This window comes from Pararhizobium sp. IMCC21322, assembly GCF_030758295.1.
Lineage (GTDB): Bacteria > Pseudomonadota > Alphaproteobacteria > Rhizobiales.
In genome coordinates, this window is record NZ_CP132335.1 from 4516061 (window position 1) to 4537039 (window position 20979).

The 20979-nt window shown below is 52.9% G+C and carries 19 protein-coding genes; 14 read left to right on the forward strand and 5 right to left on the reverse strand.

Features of this window, described 5'->3' with window-relative positions:
- Positions 1-14: 14 nt before the first annotated feature.
- Genes RAL91_RS21470 through RAL91_RS21480 form a run of 3 tightly spaced genes read right to left on the reverse strand, consistent with a single transcriptional unit; the run spans position 15 to position 3395 of the window.
- Positions 15-1361, reverse strand: coding sequence for a ferric reductase-like transmembrane domain-containing protein (locus RAL91_RS21470; protein ID WP_306258288.1), 1347 nt, complete (start codon positions 1359-1361; stop codon positions 15-17).
- A 25-nt stretch (positions 1362-1386) separates the two neighbouring features.
- Complete coding sequence (locus RAL91_RS21475) at positions 1387-2736, reverse strand: HAMP domain-containing sensor histidine kinase (RefSeq protein WP_306258289.1); 1350 nt, start codon at positions 2734-2736, stop codon at positions 1387-1389.
- Positions 2733-3395 (reverse strand): response regulator transcription factor, encoded by a 663-nt coding sequence (locus RAL91_RS21480; protein ID WP_306263051.1) that lies wholly within the window; start codon positions 3393-3395, stop codon positions 2733-2735. Before RAL91_RS21480 ends, RAL91_RS21475 begins: the two co-directional genes overlap by 4 nt.
- A 285-nt stretch (positions 3396-3680) precedes the next feature.
- Here RAL91_RS21480 and RAL91_RS21485 point away from each other — a divergent pair, with 285 nt between their 5' ends.
- From RAL91_RS21485 to RAL91_RS21495, 3 genes are all read left to right on the forward strand, one after another.
- Positions 3681-4703 (forward strand): ABC transporter substrate-binding protein, encoded by a 1023-nt coding sequence (locus tag RAL91_RS21485; protein WP_306258290.1) that lies wholly within the window; start codon positions 3681-3683, stop codon positions 4701-4703.
- An 86-nt stretch (positions 4704-4789) separates the two neighbouring features.
- Positions 4790-5557 carry an ABC transporter ATP-binding protein gene (locus RAL91_RS21490; protein ID WP_306258291.1) on the forward strand — a complete coding sequence of 256 codons (768 nt, stop codon included), beginning with the start codon at positions 4790-4792 and terminating at the stop codon, positions 5555-5557.
- Entirely contained in the window at positions 5550-6359 is an 810-nt protein-coding gene (locus RAL91_RS21495; RefSeq protein ID WP_306258292.1) for an ABC transporter permease, read from the forward strand. Before RAL91_RS21490 ends, RAL91_RS21495 begins: the two co-directional genes overlap by 8 nt.
- A gap of 218 nt (positions 6360-6577) precedes the next feature.
- Here RAL91_RS21495 and RAL91_RS21500 read toward each other — a convergent pair whose 3' ends face one another.
- Both RAL91_RS21500 and RAL91_RS21505 read right to left on the reverse strand, forming a co-directional pair.
- Positions 6578-7450: an RNA methyltransferase gene (locus tag RAL91_RS21500; RefSeq protein WP_306258293.1), complete on the reverse strand. Its 873-nt coding sequence runs from the start codon at positions 7448-7450 to the stop codon at positions 6578-6580.
- A 2-nt stretch (positions 7451-7452) separates the two neighbouring features.
- Positions 7453-8364 (reverse strand): class I SAM-dependent methyltransferase, encoded by a 912-nt coding sequence (locus RAL91_RS21505; RefSeq protein ID WP_306258294.1) that lies wholly within the window; start codon positions 8362-8364, stop codon positions 7453-7455.
- Positions 8365-8520: 156 nt separating this feature from the next.
- On the opposite strand from RAL91_RS21505, the gene RAL91_RS21510 reads away from it, so the two are divergent.
- The 11 genes from RAL91_RS21510 (at position 8521) to RAL91_RS21560 (ending at position 20948) form a co-directional block, all read left to right on the forward strand.
- A complete protein-coding gene (locus RAL91_RS21510; protein ID WP_306258295.1) occupies positions 8521-9168 on the forward strand; it encodes a carbon monoxide dehydrogenase subunit G in 648 nt (215 codons plus the stop codon).
- A gap of 43 nt (positions 9169-9211) precedes the next feature.
- A complete protein-coding gene (locus tag RAL91_RS21515) occupies positions 9212-9721 on the forward strand; it encodes a (2Fe-2S)-binding protein (RefSeq protein WP_306258296.1) in 510 nt (169 codons plus the stop codon).
- Between the two features lie 13 nt (positions 9722-9734).
- A complete protein-coding gene (locus tag RAL91_RS21520) occupies positions 9735-10535 on the forward strand; it encodes a xanthine dehydrogenase family protein subunit M (RefSeq protein ID WP_306258297.1) in 801 nt (266 codons plus the stop codon).
- A gap of 346 nt (positions 10536-10881) precedes the next feature.
- Entirely contained in the window at positions 10882-12681 is a 1800-nt protein-coding gene (gene ggt / locus RAL91_RS21525; RefSeq protein ID WP_306258298.1) for a gamma-glutamyltransferase, read from the forward strand.
- A 263-nt stretch (positions 12682-12944) separates the two neighbouring features.
- Complete coding sequence (locus RAL91_RS21530; protein ID WP_306258299.1) at positions 12945-13850, forward strand: LysR family transcriptional regulator; 906 nt, start codon at positions 12945-12947, stop codon at positions 13848-13850.
- Positions 13851-14139: 289 nt separating this feature from the next.
- On the forward strand, positions 14140-15495 hold the full coding sequence (locus RAL91_RS21535) for an ABC transporter substrate-binding protein (RefSeq protein ID WP_306258300.1): 1356 nt from the start codon (positions 14140-14142) through the stop codon (positions 15493-15495).
- 101 nt (positions 15496-15596) lie between these two features.
- Positions 15597-16472 carry a carbohydrate ABC transporter permease gene (locus RAL91_RS21540; RefSeq protein WP_306258301.1) on the forward strand — a complete coding sequence of 292 codons (876 nt, stop codon included), beginning with the start codon at positions 15597-15599 and terminating at the stop codon, positions 16470-16472.
- Positions 16469-17299 carry a carbohydrate ABC transporter permease gene (locus RAL91_RS21545; RefSeq protein WP_306258302.1) on the forward strand — a complete coding sequence of 277 codons (831 nt, stop codon included), beginning with the start codon at positions 16469-16471 and terminating at the stop codon, positions 17297-17299. The genes RAL91_RS21540 and RAL91_RS21545 overlap by 4 nt, the downstream gene beginning before the upstream one ends.
- A gap of 9 nt (positions 17300-17308) precedes the next feature.
- Entirely contained in the window at positions 17309-18859 is a 1551-nt protein-coding gene (locus RAL91_RS21550; protein WP_306258303.1) for a sulfatase, read from the forward strand.
- 2 nt (positions 18860-18861) lie between these two features.
- The gene (locus tag RAL91_RS21555) at positions 18862-19839 is read left to right on the forward strand and encodes a DUF4432 family protein (RefSeq protein WP_306258304.1); all 978 of its coding nucleotides are present in this window, start codon (positions 18862-18864) and stop codon (positions 19837-19839) included.
- Between the two features lie 35 nt (positions 19840-19874).
- Positions 19875-20948 (forward strand): ABC transporter ATP-binding protein, encoded by a 1074-nt coding sequence (locus tag RAL91_RS21560; protein ID WP_306258305.1) that lies wholly within the window; start codon positions 19875-19877, stop codon positions 20946-20948.
- The last annotated feature ends 31 nt before the right edge of the window (positions 20949-20979 follow it).

Sequence of the window (20979 nt, forward strand, 5' to 3'; positions counted from 1 at the left end):
CCCTTTTCGACCCGTCAGGCTGACCGGTTCAGCCGTCGAGAGACTGTCGAAAACACCAGTGCCGACAGCCACATAACAAGTTTTTCCAGGCCAAACAGGCCGGAGCGGATTTCAAATTCCTCATAGGCAAACCGCCGGGAGGCAAGACCGTGGGACACCAGATCACGTTTGAGGCTGTCACGCATCGATGCCGGCCCGCAAAATGAAACTCTTGCCTTGTTGAAATTGCCGCCAACCGCGCTCTTCATGTCTTGCGCATTCAACCGGAAGCCAAACCCACTTTCGACAAGGTGCAGGGTAAAGTCACCACGTGTTTTGCAATGCGTCTCCAACGCATCCAGATGAGCCGCTGTGGAGCGTGTTTTGACGCAGTAGAAAAGATGCACGGGTGCATCAAGATCCTCTGGTTTGTTGGCCAGTTCCTGACTGAGCGCCACAAATGGCGTAATTCCGATCCCTCCGGCAATCCAGATGCGCATGCCCTTGCGTCCAGCATTGCCAAAATGGCCATATGCCCCTTGCACCCTTGCACCCGCACCGGCTTTCAATTGACGGGCAAGTCGGCTTGTATGAGCGCCCATAGGTTTGATGGTAAACCGCAAACTGCCAGATACATCGGGCGCTTTGCTGATTGTGTAAGGATGAGCTTCTTCAAGCCCTGGCATATCAAAACTGACAAATGCAAACTGACCAGGACGATAAGATACAGCTCGCTTGTCAGGCGTCATGGTGACGGCAAGCGCATCGCCCGTGCTTTCTATCAGACTGATTGTATAGGGTCTTTTGCTGCGCTGAAAGCGTTCCGGCAACAGCGTATAGATATAGGCTGCGATACCAAGCACACAGAACCCAAGCACATAAAGGCCAACCGGGTCAGTATTGGCAAATGGCTTCATGATAAAGAAAAAGTGGAATGCCGACAGAGCGAAAAACCCGCCCATCAGCTTATGAGTCCAGCGCCACAAATGGTATGGGATAAAGGTAATCAAGGTGATCGCAACGAGGATCAACAATCCATAATAACTGAATTCACCAAGCGATTCTGCAAGGTCAGCCAATGCGGTTTCTCGGCCAAGACCGCGCATTTCCGGATCAATCGTATCGTGGAGAAACACCGCTACCAGAGCACTGATGCCAAGCCATTTGTGCTGAACATAAATACGATCCAACCCACCAAACACCAGTTCCAGCCAACCAAATCGTGTGGCGAACAATTGGGTGATGCCCATGGCGATAAGTGCAAAACTTCCGACGTACTGGCTGAAGACGGCCGATGGATCGCGCTCTGCTACCATTGGAATAAACCAGATGAGTGGCAAAAAAAGCGCAGCAGCGGTCAAGGCCAGGCCGAATATTCTCATAACGGGTCCAGTTCAATTTTTGTATTTAAGATAATTCTTCAAAACGGATTGTGGCTTCGAAAGTCGTACGTGCGCCGACCATTGTCGTGCGCAGCCTAAGCGAGCCGTCACACTGCTTCATAACCGAGCGCACAATGGACAGGCCCAGACCGGTCCCTTCTGCAGTCGTAGTGCCGCGCTGAAACGGCTCACCAAGTTGTTCCAGCCTTTCCTCAGAAATAGGGCCAGCTTCATTCATGACAGTCAGGCTGAGTGGCGATGTCACATCAATTGTAACTGTTCCATCGGCAACGCCATGTTTGAAGGCGTTTTGTATGAGATTGCGCAGCACAATCGCGAAAGCATCTTTCGTGATGTTCCCCGTCAGTTTCTGATCATCAGTGTTTGTCACAACAAGGCGATCATGAATGACTGAGTCAGCCTGAAAATCCCGCACTATGATCGCAAGCGTTTCCGACAAATCCGTCATTTCACCAGAGCGGGCAAAGCCAGCGTCCAGACGGGAGAGCTGCAGCAATTGTTCAGACAAATTGGACAGATGCCGCAGGGAAAAATCAATTTCCTGCAAGCGTTCACTGCCTTTTTTTCCCTGCATTTCAATGGAGAGCCGTTGGACCTGCGCCAGCGCGCCAGCCAGCGGTGTCCGCAATTCGTGGGCGCTATTGGCAGCAAAGGTCCGTTCCGCTTCCAATGCCAGACGCAGACGTTCCATCAAGGCGGCAATAGCGTCCTTGATTGCCGAAAGCTCTTCCGGGTATTCGCTGACACTCAGGGGCGATAGATCACGGCTGTCGCGCTGTTCAATTTCGGCCCGCAAATGATCAAGCGGTTTGAGCGAACGGCGAATGGCAATCCAGATGCCAATGGCGGCAAGGGGAACCAGTGCGCCCAGCGGCAGAAGAAGACTGAACACACTTTCCAACAGAGCTTCTCCGCGGTGGCCCGTGCTCTCAATCACCACAATTCGGAAACCCGTTTCAGCGTCGGCTATTGAGAAAAGCCGTCTGTCATCAACCGTCGTAAAGCCAGAAACCAAATCGTCAAAATCAACACCTAGCGCGGTCTCACCCGATCGAATGACAGGAATGCTACTGGAATTGAGAATGACGTAGGTGAATGCCGCATCCAGATCATCATCATCCTCGATGGAATATTCTTCAATCTGTTCGTCATTTTTTGTCAGGTCATGAACGGCAAGCGGCAGCAGCCTGATAGCAGCCTGCTGTAATGCCTCATCGAACCCTTCATCCAATTCATGACGAAGCTGATAGCCGCCAATGGCGACAGCCAGAATACAGAAAAGAACCAAGCCTCCAGTCAGACCAAAGGCCAGATTGCGGGCAATAGAGGATCGTTTGGTGGGACGGTCTCTCACGCTCGTGCACCAATTTGATAGCCGATGCCACGAACGGTGTGCACAAACTCGGCACCAAGCTTCTTGCGCAGACGGCTTACATACACCTCCACAGCATTGCTCTCAATTTCAGCCCCGAATTCATAAAGGGAATCCTCAATATCGCTTTTCGCAACAATGGCACCCTGATGACGCACAAGTTTTTCAAGCACCGCCCATTCCCGTGCGGTCAGTTGTAACGCCTTGTCACTGCGCAGAACTGTCTTGCGGCCAAGATCAATTGCAACTGCACCAATTTGAATGGATGGCAAGGGGATTGCGGCGGACCGGCGGGCGACCGCTGCCAACCGTGCGGACAATTCAAACAGATCGAATGGCTTGACCAGATAGTCATCAGCGCCGGAGTTGAGGCCTTCAATGCGCATCTCAATCTGGTCCTGCGCAGTGGCGATGATAACAGGTACGGAATTCCCGGCTTTTCTCAATTCGCTCAGCAAATCCAGCCCGCGTCCGTCCGGCAGGCCCAGATCCAGCAGGATCAGCTCATAAGCAACCGTGTCCAGCGCAAGCCGCGCTTCGTCAATGCGCTTGATCCAGTCGACACTGTGACCTTCTGCCAGAATGTGATCACGCACAGCCTGGCCAAGCACTCTGTCATCTTCAACGAATAATATTCTCACCGCGTCGTCACTCTCATTGCACCTGTCCATCAGGTCTGCCAAGTCTGTCTCCAAAGACACCACAAAGCTGACAGCAAGCTGAACAACAAACGACAATCCCGGCAATTCACTCTTATCAGCTAAAAACATGCCGCCAAAACCGTTCCCAAAATCATTGCCAAAAACTTTGCCAAAAACTTTGATTGACTCATCGGGTGGGACGGTTCTTAAAATCCAGCAACGTTTTGGCGACCACGAAGGAACTTTGGATGTGGGCCAAAATCCAAATATAATTCGGAGAAAACAATGACAAACCTCGTATCCAGAAGAACAACACTGGGGCTAATCAGCCTGTTGGGCGCAGCAATTGTGTCCATGCCCACCGCTTTGTCGAGCTATGCAGCCGACACAAAAATCAATGTTGGTGCGCTGCGGTTCACCAGCCATGCGGCAAGCTTTGTTGCCTTCGAACGGGGTTACTTCAAGGATGAAGGGTTGGACGTTGAGTTCAAATTCTTCCAGGCGGCTCAGCCCATGGCAGTCGCGGTCGCTTCCAAGGATGTTGATTATGCCGTTACCGCAATTTCAGGCGGCCTGATTTCCCTTGCCGAAAAAGGGGCGGCCAAAGTGATTGGCGGCGCATTGATGGAAGATCCAGCCATCGATGGTCAGAAAATTCTGGTCTCCGATGCAGCCTTCAAGGATGGCGTTACCGAGCCCTCCAAGCTGGATGGCCGAAGCTTTGCCATGACCCAGTCGGGCTCTTCTTTTCACTATATGGGCGCAAAAATTGCGGCCAAGGAAGGCATCACAGTCTCCTTCAAACCATTGCAGAAAGTCGGCGCGATTATCGGTGCCCTGAAATCCGGTCAGGTGGATGCATGGTCCATTGTGCCGCACATTGCCAAACCTTTGGATGGCTCCGGAGCGGTACACATCATCGGCAATGTCGCAGATTATATTCCAGACTATCAGGTGACAGTCGTCTTCACCTCAGCTGACAAAGCCGCCAATGACCGTGACACCAGCATGTCCTTTTTACGGGCATTTTCCAAAGGCGCGGATGATTTCAACGCAGCACTGGTCGATAAAACGGCAGGTGATGAAGCCGCCGAAGAGATGGTGAAGCTGGTTCACAAATATGTCTACACAGACCGGCCTTATGAAAAAGCGGCTCCAAGCATCCGCAATGGTGCCATGCGGATCAGCCCGAATGCAGCCCTGAACACCGCATCCGTGCAGGATCAGCTGGACTGGTTCAAATCTGAAAAGCTGGTCAAGGATAGTGTGACCATGGATACATTGGTAGATTCATCCTACGTAAACTAGGGTCTCGACCATTAAAGCGCGATCACCAGAAGGGCGAGCGGATTAAGCGCTCGTCCTTTTCTTTTTGCAATGACACGGAAAGCAATATGGACCTTCGATTAGAAGCTGTTGGCCATCAATATGGTGACCTGGAGGTCTTGAGTAAGCTTGATTTGGCTATTCCAGCTGGAAAAATTATCTGCATTGTCGGCCCGTCCGGCTGCGGCAAGTCTACGCTTTTACGCCTGATCGGCGGGTTGGAGCAGCCCACCACCGGCCACATTGTCCAGATCGGCACGCCGCCCCCTGACAGCATCAATCCTCTGACCTATGTGTTCCAGGATTTTGCCCTGCTGCCGTGGCGCACCGTCGAGGGCAATATCAGCCTGGTGCTGGAAGATCACCGATTGTCATCTGCCCGCATGACAGAAATTATCGCCGATGTGTTGGCACGCACCAAGCTGACGGAATTTGCAAAAGCCTATCCCAAACAATTATCAGGCGGCATGAAGCAGCGGGTTGCCATTGCACGGGCACTGGCCGTGAAACCCGCCATTCTGCTCATGGATGAGCCATTATCAGCGCTGGACAGCCAGACACGGGAACTTCTGATGGATGATCTTGTCGGCCTGTGGACACGAGACCCCTTCACCTCAGTCTACGTCACCCACAATCTCAATGAAGCTGTCCGATTGGGCCACTCGATTGTGGTGCTGTCACGCAGGCCCGGCCGCATACGGGAAATTGTGGATGTCACAATCCCCCTTGGCGAACGCGAATTGGGCGACCCGGAACTGGAACGGCAACAAAAGCACCTTTGGAACCTGATGCGCGATGAGGCCCTTGCCGCCGACAAGGAGTTGCTCAATGTCTGAATTAAGGGAAACCACCACCCGCAAGACAGTCGATTTCCGTGGCGGTGGATTTGCCCCACAATCCAGAAAATGGGTGGGTATCGTTGTTTTTATTGTGTTGATCGGCTTTGTCGAATTCGGCACCAGAACCGGTTTCATAACAAACCTGACTTTACCAATACCGTCAGATGTCTTCGCCACCTTTGTTGATCTCTGGCAAAGCGGGCTTCTGTGGAAACATATGGTCCCCTCCATCATGCGCCTGATTGTTGGCGCGAGCATTGGTGTGTCCCTTGGCATAGGCATTGGAATTCTGATTGGCCTGTTTTCGCTGATCCGTGCTGGTCTGGTGCCATTGGTCGCCGCCATTTTCCCGATCCCGAAAATCGCGCTCCTGCCGCTGTTTGTCATCTGGTTTGGCATTGATGAAACATCTAAATACGCCCTGATCGCCTTTGGCACATTCACACCGACAGTCGTCGCCACCTATGGCGCTGTCGACAATGTCGACCGCTCCCTCATTCGTATGGGCCAAAGCTTTTCCCTGTCCTGGTTTTCCATAGTCAGGAAGATTGTACTTCCCGGCGCCATGCCGGGCATTTTGTCCGGACTGCGCATCAGCCTGGCGATTGCCATCATATTGCTCGTGGCGGCTGAAATGCTGGGCGCTGAATTCGGCATTGGTGCCTACATATTGGAGGCCGGATCGCTTTATGATCTGGAACGCCTGTTCGTCGGCGTTGCAATCCTGTCGATCCTTGGTGTGTTTGTCAGCCTGGGAATCGGCGCGATTGAAAAACGGCTGCTGAACTGGCGGGTTTAGATCAGTTGGTAGATCCGCGATAGGGTGGTCCGTGCTGGTGTGTCACTGATAGACTTCTGACACTCAGCGGTAGAAATCCTTGGGCTTCAGGAGCTCTTGGAACGCTTTCCACGGCAACGGGTCGTCCTGACCCCGAAAGATTAAAGTCATTCTGGAATTAGACAGCGCCCGTTCACACATTTTTTGCGCCAAAACCGGCTTGGTTCAATAGGGCGAAATCAAACGATGGTTTGGACGTTCAACTCTGCACGTCGCGCCTCAAACAACACAACCCCGGTCGACACTGCCAGATTGAGACTATCGGCCTGACCGGCCATCGGAATCAGTGCCAACTGATTGCAGGCGGCTGCCAGATTATCGGTCAGCCCCTGCTGCTCGTTGCCCATCAGAACCACGTTCACACCAGAATAATCGACCGTCCGATAATCGACAGCACCCGCCAGATGGGTTCCGACAACGGAAGCCGAGCTGCGCTCTTTCCATTGCAGAAACTCGCCTTCAGAAGCCTTCACCAATGGCATGTGAAAAATCGACCCCATAGAGGCACGAACTGCTTCTATCGAATAGGGGTCTGTGCAATCGCCCACAAGAATGACACCCTTTGCGCCAACGCAATCTGCAGTGCGCAAAATTGTTCCCAGATTGCCGGGATCACGGACACGATCCAGCGCAACCCAAAGCTGGCCGTCTTTCGGGCGCACATACTGCAATGCTTCGAACTTTTGTTCAAAAACACCCAGCACCATTTGCGGATTATCTTTTCTGGAGATCTTCTCCAGCACCTGATTGGAAACCTCCAGGACGGACCCGCCGGCAGCACGCACTTTGGCCGCAGCCTGTGCAATGGCATCCTGATCGGAAAATGATTTCCCGTAGATAATATCTTCAATACGCCATTTTTTCTGCAACGCATCGGTGACCAGTTTCAGCCCCTCGCCCAGAAACAGGTTTGATTTATTGCGATTCTTGCGCAGAGCCAGTCCGCGAATGTCTTTGACAATCGGGTTGGACACGCTGCTAATTTGCTTCACCTGCCCTGAAATACGTTTTTCAGGGCTGCCGCGTTCGTCGGAATTTCTGTCGTGAACCATTTTCAGGCCTCCCAGCGGCTATACATGGATGTTGAAAGCCTGCGTGTGTCCTGCGCTTGCGCGCTTTCAGGTGTCTGTTCTGTCAGTACCAGTTCGCCACTGGTCAAAGTACCGCCCATATCGCCCACCCTGTCGCGCATCAATTCATGCGCCATGAAGAAACTGGCGCGGATTGCATATGCTGTCAGGATCATGAAATCGGCTTTGGGTGCAAGGATTGCCCGGCAATCATCCATTAAGCCAGGTAAATCTTCCATCACCTGCCAGACTTCGCCTTTTGGGCCGCGCCCATATTTGGGCGGATCAAGGATAATGCCATCATAGGTATTGCCCCGTCGCCCTTCGCGGGCAACGAATTTGGCCGCATCATCGCAAATCCATCGGATCGGTTTTTTGTCCAATCCGGAAAGCGCCTGATTTTCGCGCGCCCAGGCAATCGCCTTCTTGGACGCATCCACATGGGTCACCTCGGCACCACTTGCAGCGGCAACCAGAGATGCGACGCCGGTATAGCCAAACAGATTGAGGATTTTCAGCGTACGACCAGCCGCCTTTGCGCGTGATATGCGCTCTGCAAACCAGGCCCAATGGGCAGCCTGTTCCGGAAACACGCCCACATGGCGAAAAGCAGAAAAACGGCAAATGAAGCGCACATCCTGAAATGACATGCTCCATTCATCATCCAGACTCGGCGCCCGCTTCCAGCGCCCCGCGCCCTCTTCATCCTTATCGGCAGAGAAAACAGCCTGAGCCTCATCCCACAGTGCGGGGCTTGAGCGCTTCCAGATAGCTTGCGCGTCCGGGCGGTCGACAATCACTGAACCATAGCGTTCCAGCTTGCGTCCCTCGCCGCTGTCCAGCAGGACATAATCTTCCCAGCCGGCCGTTTCCAGCATTTTTACGTCATTGATCATCTTGGCTCCGCAGTATCTCTGCCGCGCTATAGCAAATCCCCATTGTCGACCCAAGCGATGATTGAAAAGAGTTTACACGCCAACCACTTGCTGAATAGCAGCCCATAGTGCATTTTCAGGAAAAACCGGGTCTGAACCGAATTGGAAGTCTAAGTCATGGATATGTCTGGCGAATACCGCATCCCCGCGCCGCGCGAAACTGTTTGGGAGGCCATCAACGATCCTGATGTTCTCAAAGAGTGCATTCCAGGGTGCGAAAGCCTGGAAAAAACATCTGATACGGAAATGGCAGCCCAGGTAACGGCGAAAGTCGGTCCCATCAAGGCAAAGTTCAAGGGAACGGTGACCCTGTCTGATCTTGATCCCCCAAAGAGCTATAAGATAATCGGTGAAGGCAAGGGTGGTGCTGTGGGCTTTGCCAAGGGCGGTGCTGATATTTTTCTGGCTGAGGAGGGTAACGAAACCATCCTTACCTATACCGCTGAAGCACAGGTTGGTGGCAAACTGGCCCAGCTCGGCTCACGCCTGGTGGATGGCGCTGCCAAAAAAATGGCGGATGAATTCTTCGGTAATCTGGCGGCAAAACTTGGGAGCGTCCCGAGCAAGGAAGCAGATCAGCCGTCTGACCCGGATATCGGCCATGGCGATAACATCACAGATGTAGCACGGGAAATTGGTGAAGCGGTTCAGGACGCGGAAGAGGCTCTGGAAGTGGAAGCTGGCAAGGGGACACTGGGCGGACCCATGATGTGGGGGCTGATTACGCTTGCTGTTCTGATAGCCGTTGTGCTGGTCCTGTCCTGACTGCCAGGCACCGATTGATGCCAAATGAATTGTGAGGATTCATATGAACGAAGTATCCATGACGGTAAACGGCGAAACCGTCTCCCACACTGTTGAAGCCCGGACCCTGCTGGTCACCTATATCCGGGATCATCTCAAGCTGACCGGCACTCACATCGGCTGCGACACTTCCCAATGCGGAGCCTGTGTGGTCAGCTTCAATGGTAAAGCTGTCAAAAGCTGCACCATGCTTGCCATGCAGGCAGATGGTGCCGAGATCACAACGATTGAGGGTCTTGCCGATGGCGATCAACTGCATCCGGTGCAAGCTGCCTTCAAAGAGCATCACGGTCTGCAATGCGGGTTTTGTACGCCCGGTATGATCATCGCGGCAATCGACATGATTAACCGATATGGCAACTCGCTGGATGAGACCACAATTCGCGCGGAGCTGGAGGGCAATATTTGCCGCTGCACGGGTTACCAGAATATTGTGAAATCCATAAAAGCAGCAGCCGATGAGATGACCGGATCCGGCACGCCTGACCAGTCATCAACTTCAAGCGCTGCATAGTCTGGAAGAACCCATGTTTCACCTCACCTACCATCGCCCAACCAGTGTGGAAGACGCGATCCACTTTTTCACAAACTCTGAAGATGCCCAGTTTCTGGCTGGCGGTCAGACCCTGTTGCCCACCATGAAACAGAGGCTGGCGGCACCGTCAGATGTCATTGATTTGCGGCACATTGCAGCACTGACGGGCATCGGTTCGACCGAAGAACAGCTCACCATAGGTGCGGCAGTAACCCATGCGGAAATGGCAGCGTCACAACAGGTGAAAGAGACACTCCCCGCACTGGCGGAACTTGCCGCCCACATCGGAGACCCGCATGTACGCCATATGGGCACATTGGGCGGATCGATTGCCAATAATGATCCGGCAGCGGACTATCCGGCAGCGACGCTGGCGCTGACTGCCACCATTCACACCAACAGCCGCACGATTGCTGCAGAAGACTTTTTCACCGGCCTGTTTGAAACCGCCCTTCAGGAAGGTGAATTGATCACAAAAGTAGATTTTAAAATCCCAGCGAAAGCCGCCTATGCCAAATTCGCAAACCCGGCTTCCCGCTACGCAATGGCCGGCGTGTTTATTGCGCGATATGCAGATGGCCAGGTCATTCTGGCTGTTACCGGTGCAGGTTCAGACGGGGTCTTTCGCCATCGGGACATGGAATCAGCTCTATCAGACAATTGGTCTGCAGATTCCCTGAACCATATGTCCGTCGATGAAAGCGATCTGCTATCAGACATTCACGGCTCTGCCGCTTACCGCGCCAATCTCGTCAAAGTCATGGCACAAAGAGCCTTGAAAACAATGCTTTGACTAAAATGCGATTGAATTGGTGTTGTATGAAAAGGCTGCACCGGGTTTCCACAGTCCTGGAAAAGAATGGGTAGCGAGAGTCGGATTGCTTTTTTTATTCACGATATTATTCAGTATATACCATCAAAATTTGCACGCATCCTCCCACCATGCTTCATACAATAGGCGGAGCGCGGTGATGAAGAACGTGCGAACGCGCTTGTTTGATCCAGGAAGTGTAGCCAGCGGTGCGGTTGAATGGGCTTTAATGCCGATTAAAGGCAGGCTACAAGCGACTCACGACCTGACAATGAGATTCGACATCGCCGACCAGATTTTATGTGATGTGATTGGACGGATTTAAGCTATGAAGAATTCCAGTTTCCTGCGTGTTCTGCTTCTCTCGGCTGCGATGGCATTTTATGCTGACGCCCGTCCCGCCAGCGCACAACAGGCCACCGACGATGTAGCGCCTGAATCAGGCACCTCAGCACCAGCAGAACCTCCGGTTGAGATCGATCTTGTCGGAGAAAGTGTGCGGGGGATCAGATCCAAAAACTGGATGATCGCCACCGCAAACCCGCTTGCCAGCGAAGCTGGTGGAGCCGTATTGCGCAACGGTGGCAACGCCATTGACGCCATGGTGGCAGTGCAATTGATGCTGGGTCTTGTGGAACCTCAATCATCTGGATTGGGTGGCGGCGCATTTCTGGTTTATTGGGATGCAACAAACGAACGATTGACCACCTTTGACGGTCGCGAGACAGCACCAAACGCCGCAACGCCAACCCTCTTCCATGATGAAAATGGCGAGCCGCTGAAGTTCTTTGATGCCGTCGTGGGCGGTCGTTCGGTTGGTGTGCCTGGCACACCTTTACTGTTGGAAGCCGTCCACGGTCGCTATGGCTCCATGCCCTGGGCAACCTTGTTCGACAGCGCGATCAATTTGGCAGATGGCGGTTTTGAGGTGTCCCCGAGGCTCGCCAGTTCCATCGCCAACGATCAGGACCGGCTCTCACGTTTCAAGGACACCAAAGCCTATTTCTTCCGGGAAGATGGCACACCGCTTCAGGCGGGCGACAAACGCGTAAATGCAGACTACGCAAACACATTGCGGATGCTGTCTCAACAAGGCACTGACGCATTTTACAAAGGTGATATTGCGCAGGAGATTGTCAAAACCGTACAATCCACTCCGGGAAATCCCGGTGTTTTGGCAATGGATGATCTGGCCGCTTATCGGATCAAGGAGCGCGCGCCAATCTGTGTGGACTATCGTGGATTCGATGTCTGCGGCATGGGCCCCCCGTCCTCGGGAGCGCTGACAGTCGGGCAGATTCTGGGAACCTTGCGCGCTTATGATCTGAAAGGGCTGGGTCCTAACAGTGCTCAGGCCTGGCGTCTTATTGGCGATGCCTCACGTCTGGCGTTCGCTGACCGTGGCCGCTACATGGCAGACAGCGACTTTGTACCCATGCCGACAAAAGGCCTGATTGCTGATGGATATCTCGCCAATCGCGGGGTTCTGATGCGCGAAAACCGGCTTGAAACAGTCACACCTGGCGAGCCGGAATTCGATCACGCGCTGTATCAGTCAGATGATGAATCCATAGAACTGCCCTCGACCAGCCATTTCGTCATACGTGACAAAGCTGGAAACGTCGTCTCCATGACAACGACCATTGAAAACGGCTTTGGATCACGTTTGATGACCGGCGGGTTCCTGCTGAATAACGAACTCACTGATTTTTCGTTTCGCAGCCATTCCAATGGCTACCCGATTGCAAATCGGGTTGAACCCGGCAAGCGACCACGGTCATCCATGGCACCGACCATCGTGATGCGGGATGGCCTGCCCTATATGGCCGTTGGAAGCCCTGGCGGAAGCCGCATCATCGGCTATGTCGCCAAGACTCTGATCGCTCATATCGACTGGGGCCTCAGCCTGCAATCTGCCATTAATATGCCTCATTTGATCAACCGCTTCGGGCCGTACGATCTGGAAGCTGGCACCCCGGCAGAAAACCTTGGCCCGGCATTGGAAGCGCTTGGCTACGAGGTCTCGGTGCGCGATTTGAATTCCGGACTACATGGCATTGTCATGGATGATGACAGGCTGACCGGCGGAGCAGACACGCGCCGCGAAGGCACAGTCATCGGGGAATAGGCTCATTTTTCAACGGTGGGCCTACCCGGTCGCACAGGTTTTCATTCGCGATATATGCAGGCACGACCATTCCAGCCTATCGGCTGACATGTTTGTGTGCGCAATCAAAACACAGGCTTGGCGAAACTCCGGAAAGCCCAATTTGGACTGTGTCGCGTTTTCCGGCAGTAGCCATCACTGTTTTTCCGCCGCTTTGTAATATCCATAGCTTTTGAGTATACCGATGTAACGTCCTGTCAGTGTCAGTTTCGGGGGAATGTGCATTGGATATTCGTCAAATCAGCTACTTTTTGCGCGTGGTGGAGGAAGGCAGTGTCACCCGAGCCGCCGAGAGGCTGAACATTGCGCAACCGACCCTTTCGAAGAGTATCAAATATCTTGAACATCAGCTGGGTGTGGAACTGTTTGAGCGGTTGCCTCGCGGCGTCAAACTGACCGTCTATGGCGAGAAGCTGCTGGATCATGCCCGGCATGTCGAAGTCCAGGTGGGAGCCGCCATAAAAGATCTCAGCGGGATCAAGTCCGGCAATGTCGGCAAAGTCCGCATCGGCGCAGGCCCGTCCTGGTTGCGACGGCTACTCCCGCAAGCCATTGCTGAGGTTCTCGACGAGCGACCGGACATAAATGTCAGCGTAACCGGTGGCTTCGATGAGGCGCTCCTGACCGATCTGTCAGCAGGAGATCTGGACTTCGTCATTGCAGAATTACCTCTTCGAGGACAAGAGCAGGACTTCTGCCTTGAGGCCCTCACAGAAGATCGCCTTTGCATTTGTGCACGCGCCGGCCATGCCTTGCAGCAGGAAAAAGATATTCCACTCGCTGCGCTTCAAAACCTGCAATGGGTTCTTCCTTCAGGCGCGACTTTAGCGCGGAAGAAACTGGATGCAATCATGCTATCGCACGGTTTGCAATTGCCCAAGCGTGTAACCGAATCGGATTCAATGAGCTTCATCCTGTCATTGGTGCGCGAGTCTGATGCCGTAACTTATACGATCACATCAGCGTTGGAATCCCAGGATGGGCAGGGCATCATCATTTTGGATGTGCCATCGGTGGAAGCCATTCGCAGAGCCGGGCTGATTTTCAGAAATCCGGTGCTTTTATCTCCAGCGGTCAGCTTCGTGGTGGAAACAGTCAGAAAAATTGCAGGCAACAACCCAAGAAACTGAAGCGATCCAACCGATGCTTTCAACAGCCTGTTGAACGAACAACCCTGCCCGGCTGCTTATGTCGCCGCTTGAAAAACCTCACGCATTTGACGCCTGAAAAACAGCGGACCGACCATCTGTGCCCGTAAGCCGCAAACAACTGACATAGCTCAAAGCTATGAATTCCTATAAAAAAATTATTTGTGGAATAGCAATTTGGGTGACCTTATGTCGTCACTCGACGCCTACAGTGCTGAGGAGGCACCCGTCGGGTTCAGAAAATCAGCACCCTAACGGGGAGGAGAACATAATGAATTTCCGACACAGGCCGGCCGGATTTACGCGTCGCGTGCTTATGGCAACAGCGATGTCAGCCCTTGCCATGGCGACCGTAGGTACAACCAGCGCTTCAGCACAAGAAGCACCGATCACCATCGTCATCAATCAGTCACCCTGGTTTCCCGGGTTCAAGGCGGTTGTTGATAAATATGTTGCAGAAACCGGAAACCCGGTCGAATTTGATGTGAACCCATTCGCAGGCAGCTTGGAAAAGCAGCGGACAGCGGTTCGTACTGATGAAAGTCCGTTCGACATACTCATCATGAACGCAGGTTTTTTTGTTGAGTTCTACACGGGTGGATTTATCGAGCCACTGACGAACATTGACAGCTCGTTTGAATTGAGCCCGGACATCTACACGTTCGACGACTCGCCCTATTGGGACTCTGAGACCAAACGTATTGACCGCGAAAACGGTGAGTTGCTCACAGTACCGATCAATCCATTCATTCCCATCCTTCACTACCGGTCAGATCTTTATGCAGAAAAAGGTCTGTCTGTTCCCACGACATGGGATGAACTATATGCCAATGCCGAAGCCCTCAACAATCCCCCGCAGATGTACGGCATCTCGCAACGCGGGCAACGTGGTGCTTTTGACGTAACTTTTGACGTCTTTCCATACATTCTAAGTCATGGTGGCGGCGTTTTCGCAAATCAGAAAGCTGGTGATTACACAATTACCATAAACAGTCCTGGCACACTGGCAGGTATGGAAACCTATCTGAAATTTGCAAATAATGTGGGTCATCCATCGACCGCAGGTCAGACCCAGACCAACGTCATTCAGAATATGTCGACGGGCCGGGCTGGTCACATTATGGGCGTGCCAGCCCCCGCACTGTTTGATGATCCTACAAAATCTGCCGTTGTCGGTGATGTTGGCTACGCGGCTCCCCCCGGAACCGCAGACTACCCATCCTCACCTGGATTGGGGCATTGGCTTGGCGGTGTTCCAAAGAACATTCCAGCCGACCGCAAGGCTGCAGCCGTCGCGTTCTTCAAATGGTTCCAGACAGATGAAGCTCAGCGCGCATATGCAGAAGCGGGTTCACCACCTGTCTCGAAATCGGTGATGACCTCGGAAATGGCCGACATGCCGGAATTCCGTTACATGAAGGCGCTTGCTGATGCACTGCCAACAGCGCAGTTGACCTTCATCATCCCGGAAGCATCTCAAATTCTGGCGATTACGGAATTGCGCTTCAATCAGGCGATTTCCGGAGAGCTGGAATTGAAAGAAGCGCTCAATATGGCTGCGGAAGAAATCAAAAAAGTGATGGACGCCGCTGGCTACGACGCTCCAGTCCTGGAAAACCTCAAGTAAACGCGTTCTCCCAAAGGAAGGAGTAAAATCACTCCTCCCAGAACCACTGCCCGGCTCAGGCCGGGCAGTGCCTTCCCTGAAAAAGTGAAAGCAGAGGCGCGATGTCATCCGATAAACTGTGGCGATATGTTACGCTAGCCCCCGCCGTCATACTTTTCCTGGCACTGACGATCATTCCCATGATCAATCTGCTGGCGCTGAGTTTCCATGAGGTTGAATGGGTTGATCGCACTGCAATTTGGGAATTTGTGGGTCTGCACAACTATCTCAAGCTTGCTGACGATACCCTTTTTCACGCTGGCATCCGGAACACGATTGTCTTCTCAGTCACGGCAGTCGCAATCCAGATGATACTGGGCCTCGGGCTGGCTCTTTTAACCACCCAGGTCACACGCGGTCGATTGCTTTACCGGACGATTTTCATTCTGCCAATTCTCGTTCCAGGCATCATTATCGGCGCAATCTGGAAGCTGTTATACAGCTTCGATTTTGGCGTCTTCAACCAAATTCTCATGGTGTTCGGGCTGACACCGCAGGACTGGCTCGGCAGTTCGGATCTCGCGCTTGCCTCGGTTATTGTCGTTGATATCTGGCACTGGACACCTTTCTGCTTCCTGCTGCTTCTCGCTGGTCTGGAAAGCTTGCCGGAGGATATCTACGAGGCCGCCAAAATTGACGGAGCGACGGCCTGGCAGACTCTGCGCAGCATCACTTTGCCGCTGATGATTCCGACGCTTGTTGTGACTTTTATCTTCCGCATGATCTTGGCCTTCAAGGTGTTTGACGAAATCTACCTTCTGACCGGCGGTGGGCCGGGCACATCGACAGAAGTGATAAGTTTTACGATCTACCGACGCTTCTTCACAGAGGATCAGGCTGGCTATGGATCGGCTGTATCCGTGGCCACTTTCACCGTCATTGCATTGCTCATTGCGATTGCGGCGCGCTTTGCCCGCAAAAGGGGGGAAGCAGCATGAAACTCCGGATTAATCAAAGCACGATTGTCAGCCATACCTTGCTGATCCTGTTCTCGATAATCGTATTGTTCCCCTTTCTTTGGATTATCTCGGCAAGCATAAAAACCCAGATTGATCTGCTGCTGGGAAAGTTCTTTTTTATTCCCAACCTTCAGGGATATGTCGACGTATTGTTCTCCGGAACGTCCGACTTCATTCGTAATTTCTCAAACTCATTGATTGTTGGATCGATCAGTACAGTGCTTGTGATGGTTGTTGCCACACTCGCTGCCTACTCACTGTACCGAATGCGATGGCCCACATGGGTCCTGCACTCTCTGCTTGGCTGGTCGGTCATATTCCACATGGTCCCACCCATCACGCTGGCAGGTGCCTGGTTCACAATGTTCAGAACAGTTGGCCTTGATAACACCCATCTTGGCATCATCCTGGCGCATACAACACTCAATCTCCCGATGGCTTTGTGGATGATGGGCGTGTTTGTCCGTGATGTTCCAAAAGAGATGATTGAGGCTGCGGAAATAGACGGTGCCAGGACACCTGAAATTCTATGGCATGTGATTATTCCAATTGTGCGGCCCGGATTGGCCGCAACCGGTATCCTCAGCTTTATTTTCAGTTGGAACGAGTTTGCTGTTGCCCTGACACTTACCCAGCGCAAGACAGCGACCGTTCCCCTCGGCATCGGGAAATATGCTCAGGAAAACACCATCGCATTTACAGAAATGGCGGCGGCCTCAACACTTTCAATCATTCCAGCAATCCTGCTTCTCTTGTTCGCGCAGCGCTTCATCGTCCGTGGACTGACCTCCGGCGCAGTAAAATAGGAACGGATCATGAAAACAGTTTTCGTCCTCTTCGACAGTCTCAACCGTCACCTCTTGTCGCCTTACGGCGGTACGCGGTTTCCCACACCCAACTTTGATCGGCTGGCCAAAAAATCCGTGACCTTCGACAAACACTATGTCGGCTCGTTGCCCTGCATGCCGGCGCGGCGTGATATGCTGACAGGGCGGCTGAATTTCTTGCATCGCAGCTGGGGTCCCATGGAACCGTTTGATAATGCGTTCCCCGAGATCATTTCCCGTGAGAGCGACACATACACGCATCTGATCACAGACCATTTTCACTATTGGGAAGATGGCGGCGCCACCTACCACAATCGCTACAACAGTTACGATTTTATCCGGGGTCAGGAAGGAGACCCATGGAAGGCTTTGGTGCAGCCACATTGGGAAAGGCTGCGCGAGAAATATCATGAGCACAATTTTTCGACCGACCGAGGCAGCTATAAAGCTCAGAACGTCATCAATCGTGAATTCATTCGTGAGGAAGCTGATTTCCCGTCTGTTCAGGTTTTTGACGCAGGTCTTGAGTTCATCGATCAGAATTGGCGCGATGATAATTGGTTTCTGCAGATTGAAACATTTGATCCTCACGAGCCGTTTCATGCACCCAGCAGATTCAAGGATCAGTTCAAGACCGACTATCAGGGCCCGGTTCTGGATTGGCCACGCTATGGCCGTGTCGATGAACTGCCTGAAGAATGCGAGGAATTACGTGCAAATTACTACGCAACTGTTGCGTTATGCGATGATTTGCTTGGGCGCCTGCTGGACGAATTTGATGCCAAAAACATGTGGGAGGACACCGCTCTCGTGGTGACAACCGATCATGGCTTTTTGCTCGGAGAACATGATTTCTGGGCAAAGAACAGAATGAATATCTATGAGGAAATCGCTCATATTCCTTTGTTTGTTCATGACCCAAGACGCTCGGCCAAAGATGGGTCCCGTTGCGGGAAAATCACGCAAACCGCTGATCTTGCGGCAACTTTCATCGACTTGAATGGCGCGTCAAAACCCAAGGAAATGCAAGCGAATTCGCTGCTGCCATTGATAGATGGCGAGGCATCGCAGCGCCATGCTGCGCTATACGGGTATTTTGGCGGTGCGGTGAACGTTACTGATGGCCGTTACACATATCATCGATATCCACCTGACTTAAGCAAGCAGACCCTCAATCAATACACATTGATGCCAACACACATTTTCGATTTTTTCTCCCCTGCAGAATTGGCAGACGCAAAACTGGAGCCGGCCCTGTCCTTCACCAAAGGCGCGCCATTATTGAAGGTGCCTGTTACAAACCGTTCGCCAATGTATGACGTTTACGGCCCTGGCGCTCTTCTTGAAAACACAACACGCCTTTATGATTTGGAGACAGATCCCGGCCAGCAAAACCCTCTGGACGATGACCAGCTTGAAGTACAGCTTGCAAATTTGATGTCACAACTCATGCACCAGGCAGACGCGCCTTCTGAGGCATTCGAGCGCCTCAGTCTGGACATGGTTCCAGATGCAGTTGGTGAGACGGTCGCGGAATGAACATGTCGACACCCAACCGGGCGATGTTTCCGCGCTCCCTGACCGGAGATCCTCGACAAGTTGCCTCGGTGCGCAGGGTTACACTTGATGACGGTGTTGAACGCGGCAACCGCGCATTGGTCTTTTCAACAGGTGGCGGCCTGGATTTTTGGATTCTGAGTGATCGCTCTTTGGATATTGGGCCGCTTTGGTTTCGCGGCATGCCGGTGGCCTGGCAACATCCAAGTGGTTATATGGCACCTGCGCTGCACCAGCGTCATGGCGATGAACAAACGGGGCTCGAACGCGCATTATCCGGGTTTTTGGTGACCTGCGGCGCAGAACACACCCGTCAGCCGGCTGACGGAAACGTTCTGCACGGAAATCTGCCACTCACCCCGGCAAGGGTCACCCAGTATGGAGAGAACTGGCAGCATGACAGCCCCATACTGTTTTGTGAGGGCGAAGTAACGATCGCCCATTTGGCAAAATCTTCATATCGCCTGATTCGAAGGATCGAGGCGCCCATCGGCGGCACCAGCTTGAAAATAAAGGATACATTCGAAAATATCGGTCTGGAAGCCTTCGAATTGTCCCTGCTCTACCATTTCAATTTTGGCTTCCCGGCGCTCGGCGATGCCACAACCATCGACGTAAATGGCGAAAACTGGTTGAGGAGGTCTCTACCAACGACATCCGGACCGGCTCTCGAACCGACTTTCGACTGCCGCCGTGTAGAAGAACACGGTGACATAAATGTCATTGTCAGACGTCCGCAGTCCGAACACTGGCCGGGGTTTCAAGCCAGGTTTGAGACAAGCGCACAACAGCTGCCATTCATGCAGATTTGGTCTGATCCAAGACCAAATCGAAACATCATTGCAGTTGAGCCCGCAAACAGCGAGCGCCGTGCCGATGGCACAAGCGGAACCGGTGCCACGCTTGAAACCGGCGGAACCTGGACAAACCAAATCGAGATCGAGTTTTCCGACCCTGCCTGATTCACCAAGGCATTCGGACCAAGTGGAGAACGAAGATGGCAAATGTGAGCCTGAAAAACGTTAGAAAATTGTTTGGATCGGTAACTGTAATCCCCGACATCTCTCTTGATATTAACGACGGAGAATTTGTCGTTCTGGTGGGACCGTCCGGATGTGGCAAGTCAACTCTGCTGCGCATGATTGCCGGGTTGGAGCCAATCTCGTCAGGGGAAGTTTCCATTGGAGGAAAGGTCGTGAATGACGCGCCTGCGCGGGACCGGGGTATTTCCATGGTCTTCCAATCCTATGCGCTTTACCCGCACATGACTTCCGAGGAGAACATGAATTTCTCACTGCGTCTGAAAGGCGAGCACAGTGACGGGCAGAAACAAAAGGTCGGGCGGGCATCAGATGTGCTGGGCCTGTCTAAACTACTTGATCGCTTTCCACGCCAATTGTCCGGCGGTCAGCGCCAACGGGTCGCAATGGGCAGAGCGATTGTGCGTGAGCCGGAGGTTTTCCTGTTTGATGAGCCATTGTCCAACCTCGATGCAACCCTGAGGGTGAAGATGCGAGCCGAAATCAAGGAACTGCATCAGCGGCTGGCAACCACCACCATTTACGTCACCCACGATCAGATTGAAGCCATGACATTGGCTGACAGGATTGTCGTCCTCAGGGACGGCCATATTGAACAAATCGGATCACCCTTGGAACTCTATGATAATCCGGTGAACCAGTTTGTCGGCTCCTTTCTTGGGTCCCCTGCGATGAACTTTCTTGACGCAAACAGGCAAGCCTCAGCAACCGACCCATTGCACTTTTCAGACGGCGACACCCTGATGGTCGACGATTTGAGCCATGTGGCACCAGGGCCCTTGCAGTTGGGCATCCGTCCAGAGAGCTTCTCGATCGTGTCCGAGCCCAGCGATCACAGCATTCATGCCGAGATTGTGGTTGTGGAGCCGACCGGCGCTCAAACGCAACTGGTCATGCGAAAGGGCGGAAATGAGCTCACCGCAACCTTTGGAGATCGGTTGAACGTCAAGCCGGGCGAGTCAATTCATCTGCAAGTCAATCAGAATCGTCTGCATATGTTTGATCACGCGACAGGCAGCAGGCTCTCCTGAAATAGTCTGGTATCTATTCACCTGCATTCAG

Bases quoted from the DNA above. Each gene is read 5' to 3' on its own strand.
- RAL91_RS21470 (WP_306258288.1), bottom strand. From the start codon at position 1,361: ATGAGAATATTCGGCCTGGCCTTGACCGCTGCTGCGCTTTTTTTGCCA.
- RAL91_RS21485 (WP_306258290.1), top strand. From the start codon at position 3,681: ATGACAAACCTCGTATCCAGAAGAACAACACTGGGGCTAATCAGCCTG.
- RAL91_RS21490 (WP_306258291.1), top strand. From the start codon at position 4,790: ATGGACCTTCGATTAGAAGCTGTTGGCCATCAATATGGTGACCTGGAG.
- RAL91_RS21495 (WP_306258292.1), top strand. From the start codon at position 5,550: ATGTCTGAATTAAGGGAAACCACCACCCGCAAGACAGTCGATTTCCGT.
- RAL91_RS21500 (WP_306258293.1), bottom strand. From the start codon at position 7,450: ATGGTTCACGACAGAAATTCCGACGAACGCGGCAGCCCTGAAAAACGT.
- RAL91_RS21505 (WP_306258294.1), bottom strand. From the start codon at position 8,364: ATGATCAATGACGTAAAAATGCTGGAAACGGCCGGCTGGGAAGATTAT.
- RAL91_RS21510 (WP_306258295.1), top strand. From the start codon at position 8,521: ATGGATATGTCTGGCGAATACCGCATCCCCGCGCCGCGCGAAACTGTT.
- RAL91_RS21515 (WP_306258296.1), top strand. From the start codon at position 9,212: ATGAACGAAGTATCCATGACGGTAAACGGCGAAACCGTCTCCCACACT.
- RAL91_RS21520 (WP_306258297.1), top strand. From the start codon at position 9,735: ATGTTTCACCTCACCTACCATCGCCCAACCAGTGTGGAAGACGCGATC.
- ggt (WP_306258298.1), top strand. From the start codon at position 10,882: ATGAAGAATTCCAGTTTCCTGCGTGTTCTGCTTCTCTCGGCTGCGATG.
- RAL91_RS21535 (WP_306258300.1), top strand. From the start codon at position 14,140: ATGAATTTCCGACACAGGCCGGCCGGATTTACGCGTCGCGTGCTTATG.
- RAL91_RS21540 (WP_306258301.1), top strand. From the start codon at position 15,597: ATGTCATCCGATAAACTGTGGCGATATGTTACGCTAGCCCCCGCCGTC.
- RAL91_RS21545 (WP_306258302.1), top strand. From the start codon at position 16,469: ATGAAACTCCGGATTAATCAAAGCACGATTGTCAGCCATACCTTGCTG.
- RAL91_RS21550 (WP_306258303.1), top strand. From the start codon at position 17,309: ATGAAAACAGTTTTCGTCCTCTTCGACAGTCTCAACCGTCACCTCTTG.
- RAL91_RS21555 (WP_306258304.1), top strand. From the start codon at position 18,862: ATGTCGACACCCAACCGGGCGATGTTTCCGCGCTCCCTGACCGGAGAT.
- RAL91_RS21560 (WP_306258305.1), top strand. From the start codon at position 19,875: ATGGCAAATGTGAGCCTGAAAAACGTTAGAAAATTGTTTGGATCGGTA.